We start from the raw sequence: 6,571 nt of genomic DNA, 5'->3' as shown, positions 1-6,571 counted from the left end.
CCCGACCCTAGCGGAAAACACTGATGGCCGCCCGCAAAGCCGATCACCCGCTACAGCGCAGCGAGAAGCGCGCGGGCGCTCGGCTTTACTCCCTACCGTCACCTACGCCACGTACTGGGACACGATCCGCGTTGCCGGTTGCTCACACCGCGCCACTTGGCGTATTCAAAACCGCCGAGGCTCTAATCGCCGCTGGATGAAAGTTCAGTGGCAGGTCACGCAGGCTCAAGACCCTCAAGGGCCTCACACTACGAGTTCGTCTGCAAGACATAGACTTCGCAGCCTGAACGTTTCACCCTCGATCCGCTCCATGAAAATGCCGGGACTGAACAACGACGGCTGAGTGCAGGCATCAAGACTTAAGTCTGTCGTAAAGCAGACAAAGCGAATATAAACGTGGTGCGAACTGTCGGCTATTGGCTGACACGAAGATGCAGAACCCTCGACGTGCTGGAGGTGCCCCAGGCACCTGCTATCATCGCAGGTTGGGGCCAAGGCTGGCCTGCTCTGATCCCGGGTAGTGGGCGGGGTACACCCTGCCGATTTCAATGAAGCTACGCCTTTTTTCCCGGCTGATCTCGTCCACCGTTCAAAGGCCCAACCGCCACGTCAGCAGCGTTTAGGCGAATATACGCTCCAGCATCTCTCTTAACTGCAGCGCTTCGCCGCCATCTGAGGTTTCGCGACCGCACGCGCTTGCCATGGCAGGTCCCGCAATCCGTCGCCCAAAGCCGTTATGGATGCAATACGAAATTTCCCGGCAATCTGGACATCTGCCGCGTGAGACCTGGAATGCAATATTCGAGTTCTGGTGCCTATTCAGCTCGCATTCGTGCTGCATGTCCGAGTGGCACGTCCCTTGCTTCACTTCATGCTACTGATTCACCGCAGAGAGCGAGGATGAACTGACGTAAACTCTATTTCTATCGCCCCAGTCGCTTTGTCGGAGATGGGTCACGAGCCGCATCGACGGGGCAGGAAGGCCTCAGATCGGGATTTAGCCCCAACGAAGCTGAAACCAGGGAGGCGCTCGCGCCGTGCTGGCCTTCGCGCCAAGGGCCGGCGAATTCTCCTGCGATATCGTGGCGCGGATGCACTCTGAGCCTCGAGAGGTAAGTGCTACCCTGCTCGTCAACGAGACGCCAATGAGCGTGCGGCGTCACGGAAACATATGGCACGGATTTTTTCCACGGTAAACGTCCGTACTTTCGAAAGCTGGCAATGGTGAATCCTTCAACATACTCTGCGCAACTCGCCGACGGCACTATCTCGGTTCACGTGGATCGAAGCCTTGTACCCCCCATCGAGATGTTCGGCTTCGGGCAGCGAATCAACCCGAACCGCTCGTTTCTGTTTGTTTCCAAGGTTCTTGGTCGATTCCTGCCGATCCGCCCTTCGGTCATGGGAAATGCATTCGACCTCCTTGCACGTCAGATTCCTGCCGATATTCCTGGTCCGGTTTTGTTCATCGGAATAGCCGAAGCGGGCATTGGCCTTGGTGCGGGTGTCCATCGGCGGTTCCGCGAACTCACTGGTCGCGGCGATGCAATATATATCTGCTCCACTCGCCATGATCTTAAACTGCCGCTGCTGTGCGAATTTGAGGAAGAGCATAGCCATGCCCCGCGGCACCTCCTGCACGAACCATGCGAGGCAAGGCTCCGCGACTTGGTTCATGGTGCGACCGGCTTGGTACTCGTTGACGATGAGGCTTCGACAGGTAAGACATTTGCCAACATCTTCGCTGCCCTTCCCGCAAAAATTCGTTTGAAGCTGAAGCACACAGTCCTACTTACGCTTACCGACTGGTCAGAAGGCGCTGCCCGCGCGGAGATCACGGGAACAGTCAGTGAGGCTACTATCGTTTCCGGACGGTACAGTTGGACTCCGCGTGGGGATTTCACGGCAGCTACTCCGCAGGTCCCTTCCTGTGACCGTCCTAAGCGGCCCGAGGTCTGTCCCGACGTCGCTCGAGACTGGGCGCGTCTCGGCGTCGTCGATCACTTGCAGGGTCTCAATGCAAACGCTGCCGATGACGGGATTACCCTCGTACTCGGAACGGGCGAACACGTGTGGCAGCCCTTCCTGCTTGCGGAGCGCTTGGAAAAGGAGGGCGCTGAGGTTTTCTATTCATCCGTGACGCGTTCTCCCCTGTCGAAAGGCCACGCGATCGGTTCAGTACTTTCGTTCTCCGACAACTACGGCGGAACGGTTCCACATTACCTCTACAACGTCGATCCAGCGCTGTACTCGAAAATTATACTCTGCTCGGAGACAGGCCCGGAAAATGTCTGTGCCAGCCTGATGTCCGCACTGGGCGATCCCATTGTCCTTTCAGACGTAGAAGGTGAATGAAGCCGCCTTAGGCCATGCGGTCTGCCGCTTCGAAATCGGCTCACTCGATCGGACATTTCCGCCAGTCCACAGCGACACAACACTGCTGTCGCGTTATCTAAGGACATCACTCCCATGGGGGATACCTATGACAGCATCGCCTCCCCTGCCACACTAGGCTCCTACGCCGAATACGACGTGACGCTCCTTCTCAAGAGAGTGGATATTCAGCCTACTGACACGGCCACGAGGGAAGAGGCCATCCAATCCGGGCGGCGGCATTACTCGGAAATGATTTCCGCCGAGATGGCCCCGACCCGCGAATACATGGAGCTGTTTGCTAAGGCCATGGCCACTGGTGGCCCGCGCATGGGCGCCGAGACGGCACGCCTCGCCCTCGCGATCGTGCAGTCGGTCGAGGGTCCTATTACCCTTGTCAGTTTGGTCCGCGCCGGCGTGCCCTTCGGCATCCTTCTCAAGAGGGCCATCGCCTTACTCGGCCGGGACGTCGGACACTACGGGTTGTCGATCATTCGCGACAAGGGCGTTGACGACGAGGCTATGCGCCACATTCTTGCCAGGCGTCCTGTCGAGAGCATCGTCTTCGTAGATAGCTGGACGGGCAAAGGAGCAATTGCGAACCAACTCGAAAAGAGCTTCAAGGACTACTCAGACCGGCCTGCGCGGCTAGTTGTATTGGCCGACCCCTGCGGCTGCGCATGGCTCGCCGCATCGGGCGACGACTGGCTTATTCCCTCCGGAATGCTAGGATGCACCGTATCCGGGCTTATCAGCCGCTCGATCCTCAACGCTGCCCTCGTCGGTCCCGGTGACTTCCACGCCTGCGTCCAGTGGGATAATCTCGCGGAACACGATATTTCCCGATCATTCGTGGATGGTATGTGGAATGATGTCTCCACTGTGATTGCAACCGAAATCCCGAGCGTCTGGAGTATCGAGACCCGCCGGGCGCATCGCGATGCCGCCGCCGCTGCCGTCGCCTGGGTGATGGGGGAGGACGCCGTAACGAACATCAACCGAGTAAAGCCGGGCATTGCGGAGGCGACCAGGGCCATCCTGCGACGTGTGCCGGAAAAGGTGTACGTCTCGTCGCCAACCGATCCAGAACTCGCGGCCCTCATGTACCTGATCGACAACAAAGGCGTCCCGTATGTCGTCTCCCCTAGAAAGATCGCCCCTTACCGCGCCGTCACGCTGATCCGGCACGTCTCCTAATCTCCACGTATGTCTACTTACGAGCTCGGCGCGCAGGTCAAGGAAACTGAGATGTGACAAATTCCGTATCGTAAAATTCATTGCCAATGGAGAATCCGCGAAAGCTCACATCTGGCAATCGATCAGATATTTAACCAGTCGCATTTTGGAGTACGCATATGAAGCCCATTGCTCTGGTGGACCTCGACGACACCTTGTTTCAAACCAAGAAAAAGATACCGGAGATCGCGGAAGCCGATCTGGTATTGGCGTCCAAATCCATTGCTGGAAGCAACTCCTATATGACGAAGATTCAAGCTGCCTTTGTCGAGTGGCTGCTCGTCTCCACGGAGGCCATCCCGGTTACGGCGCGCGGCTCTGAGGCTCTTTCGCGCGTTACGATCGCGTTTGAAAGCTACTCAATCGTATCGAACGGTGCCGTCATCCTCAAAAAGGACGGCAAGCCTGACGCCGAATGGCATGAGGTCGTCGCAAGGGAGCTCCGGCCGCTTGCCGGCTTTTTCGATAAGCTCCTCGATGAGGGCAGGACCAAGGCGAGGGAACTTGGCGTCCACATCCGGTGCTGGTCGGTGATGGAAGCTGATCTCGCGACATATGTTGTCTTCAAAGAGATTGACGGAGACGGCTCACGCCTTGAAGAGATTGTGCCGATCATTCGAGAAAAACGGGGTTGGGTTCGACACCACAACGGCAATAACCTTGCGCTAGTTCCGCCTGCGATCTCAAAACGGGTGGCCTCACAATTTCTGCTCAAAAAGCTTCGGACGGAGCATCCAGGTCGCCCAGTGATCGGCTACGGTGACAGTGTGAGCGACTTCTCCTACCTGTCCCTCTGCGACTGGTGGGGCGCTCCGGGTAACTCTCAAATGACAGACCTTGTCGTTTCCGCTGTTGCGCGTGAGAGATAGGTGACACGCGTACTGCGAACGTGGTGATATGTGAGGAGGGTGCAGGAATGATCCTGCAGCTCCAGTCTTTTAGTAGAAACTTCCTATGGGTAAAACGCCGCGCCATATCGCGGTAAGAACCATGGCAAGCGCGGCGAGGATCGCGAGATTCCCGTCGGCTTTTACCACGAGTACGTAGAGCTTGTATTTCAGCATGATATGACCTTTCGATGAGCTCATTAGGAACTGCCGTCTCGACGGTTCGTGCCTTACTTGCGCACAGCGAAATTTCGCGCCCATGATCCTCTCGGCGTCGATCCGCCGGAAATGGTCGACGATGGGTTGATCGTCATAGACCATGGCCGCGCTCTTGACGCAGCCGAACATCATGGCCTTCAAAGACGCGACCGGGCCCTCGCCCGCAGCCGGCGCTGGAGATAGGAAAACTTGGTTGCTTGCCACACGCGTCCTGTCGATCTTATAAAAACGCAACGTTAGCCGAAGCGGGATCCATTTGGGATCTACGGCAACCAGCCGCCGGTCTCCCGCTCGAAACAGCAGCACATCGGCGCGCATGTCCGGCGTGAACCGTTTGCCGAACCAGCCAGATCTTCGAGCACACCATCGAACGATGCCCCGTCGATTGGCGACTGTCTATCCATTCAAGCGGCCAGTGCGGCTGCTCGGCGTCACGCTTTCAACGCTGACGACCTCCGATCGGCAATGCACGACCCCAGTCCCAACTTGATCTCGGGCTCTGACGGCCCATCGCCCCGAAATAGAAAAGCCTGCCGCGGGAGGAGCTGCGGCAGGCTTTCCTAAAAGAACCGAACGGCGACCTGGGAGGAGGAGTGCCGCTGTTCCCACAGACGTCCCTTTGGGAGGAGGAGTGGGCCGTCTAAACTTCGAAGCGTTGCGGGAGGAAGCATCGCTTCGATGAAAATAGCAATACTCGGGCCAGCGCCATGAAGCCAGCGTCTATGTTGCACTGCAGCTATGCACCCGCCGCAACAATCGGCAGGACATCGAGCATTCCTACCCCTGATTTTGTCGGCGGCTCTGCCGCTGTTACAGAGTGGAACCGCTACAACGTCAATTTCGATATCGAAAGCCCCAAGAAGGCCGTGACAGTTCGCGGCGGCCCTGCCGTCATGGAAAGTAGCGCCGCTGGAGACGGTGGCCGGCAGCTAAGCTGGATCGGTGCGGTTCGCGACAGTCATTAGGGGACACCCGGTGACAGACAGTATGAAGTGGCAGTCGCTCCCAGAAGCGCAAGATGTTCTGCGGGTATGTTTTCACCGTTAAGACCCGGCTGTACAATCCCGATCCGGTACTCGATGAACCTGCGTCGGGCAGCCTTTCGAAGCGTGGCCAAGTCATTCAGGCTGCCTCGAATGAAACGGGCCCGGCCCTTAAGATGTGATGTTTCTCTCACGGTCAGGTGGTTGATGAGGTTCTTCAAGCTCCATGTCCCCTTCACCCCCTTCTGTGCTTGACCGCAAACGAGGTAAAGATCGTCCGCCCGGCGCCCCATTACTGCCTGCGAGTATTTCAGATGCCAGAGAAGTACGGTGACGGTATCGTCCGTCTCCTCGATCGCCACGACGTCCGCGCTCTCCCAGGTGTCATCGTCATCTCTTCCGGGAGAGTGGGCAGACAATCCTCGCAATGGGCGTTCCGCTGATCGCACCTCCTTTGGTTTTCTGACCACTTTACCGCCCGAAGCGTGACCTCTCGCTTTTGAGACAAGTGTCCGCGCGTAAAGCGAAGCTATTGAATTTTGTAAAGAATTCGGTTGCGCAGCGGGCGGATTCCCGCTATCTTTTTCGATAGGGCAGTACGCGCTGCCCCGGGGCTTCGTAACCCCTACAAGCGGTTGGTGTCGGCCGATTCGGCACCACACTCCTTGACCTTCGGTCGAGGAGCCTGTGGCGTATGTCCAGGTTCCTCGGAACTAAAGGCCACAGGGCCGTCTTGTACGGTTACGAACTCCCCGATCAGTGGGTTGAGCGAGTTTTCAGCGGGGGCGCACCGCGTGAAACTCTCCATCGGGGTGTCCACCATGAAGCGCTATGCAGTAGCACAGGTCCGGACTTCGAGGCCTGCGCAAGCCG

The 6,571-nt window shown here is 57.7% G+C and carries 3 protein-coding genes and 2 pseudogenes; 4 read left to right on the top strand and 1 reads right to left on the bottom strand.

The annotated features are described in order from the left end of the window. The first annotated feature begins 1,221 nt into the window (after positions 1 to 1,221). The 3 genes from ATY75_RS35410 to ATY75_RS32555 all read left to right on the top strand — a co-directional run bounded on the left by ATY75_RS35410 (position 1,222) and on the right by ATY75_RS32555 (position 4,478). Entirely contained in the window at positions 1,222 to 2,355 is a 1,134-nt protein-coding gene (locus ATY75_RS35410; protein ID WP_011053330.1) for a phosphoribosyltransferase domain-containing protein, read from the top strand. Positions 2,356 to 2,469: 114 nt separating this feature from the next. Next, entirely contained in the window at positions 2,470 to 3,570 is a 1,101-nt protein-coding gene (locus ATY75_RS32560) for a cysteine protease StiP domain-containing protein (RefSeq protein ID WP_004675992.1), read from the top strand. Between the two features lie 158 nt (positions 3,571 to 3,728). Further along, positions 3,729 to 4,478, top strand: coding sequence for a hypothetical protein (locus ATY75_RS32555; protein ID WP_088940634.1), 750 nt, complete (start codon positions 3,729 to 3,731; stop codon positions 4,476 to 4,478). Positions 4,479 to 4,748: 270 nt separating this feature from the next. On the opposite strand, the pseudogene ATY75_RS35405 reads toward ATY75_RS32555, so the two are convergent. Next, positions 4,749 to 5,060, bottom strand: a pseudogene (locus tag ATY75_RS35405) (DUF4334 domain-containing protein); the annotation flags it as partial. A gap of 40 nt (positions 5,061 to 5,100) precedes the next feature. Between ATY75_RS35405 and ATY75_RS35400 the strand changes: the two are divergent. Then, positions 5,101 to 5,218: pseudogene (locus ATY75_RS35400) on the top strand (DNA polymerase IV); the annotation flags it as partial. Between the last annotated feature and the right edge of the window lie 1,353 nt (positions 5,219 to 6,571).

This window comes from Rhizobium sp. N122, assembly GCF_002211295.1.
Taxonomy (GTDB): domain Bacteria; phylum Pseudomonadota; class Alphaproteobacteria; order Rhizobiales; family Rhizobiaceae; genus Rhizobium.
This window is presented reverse-complemented; position numbering and strand designations above follow the sequence as displayed.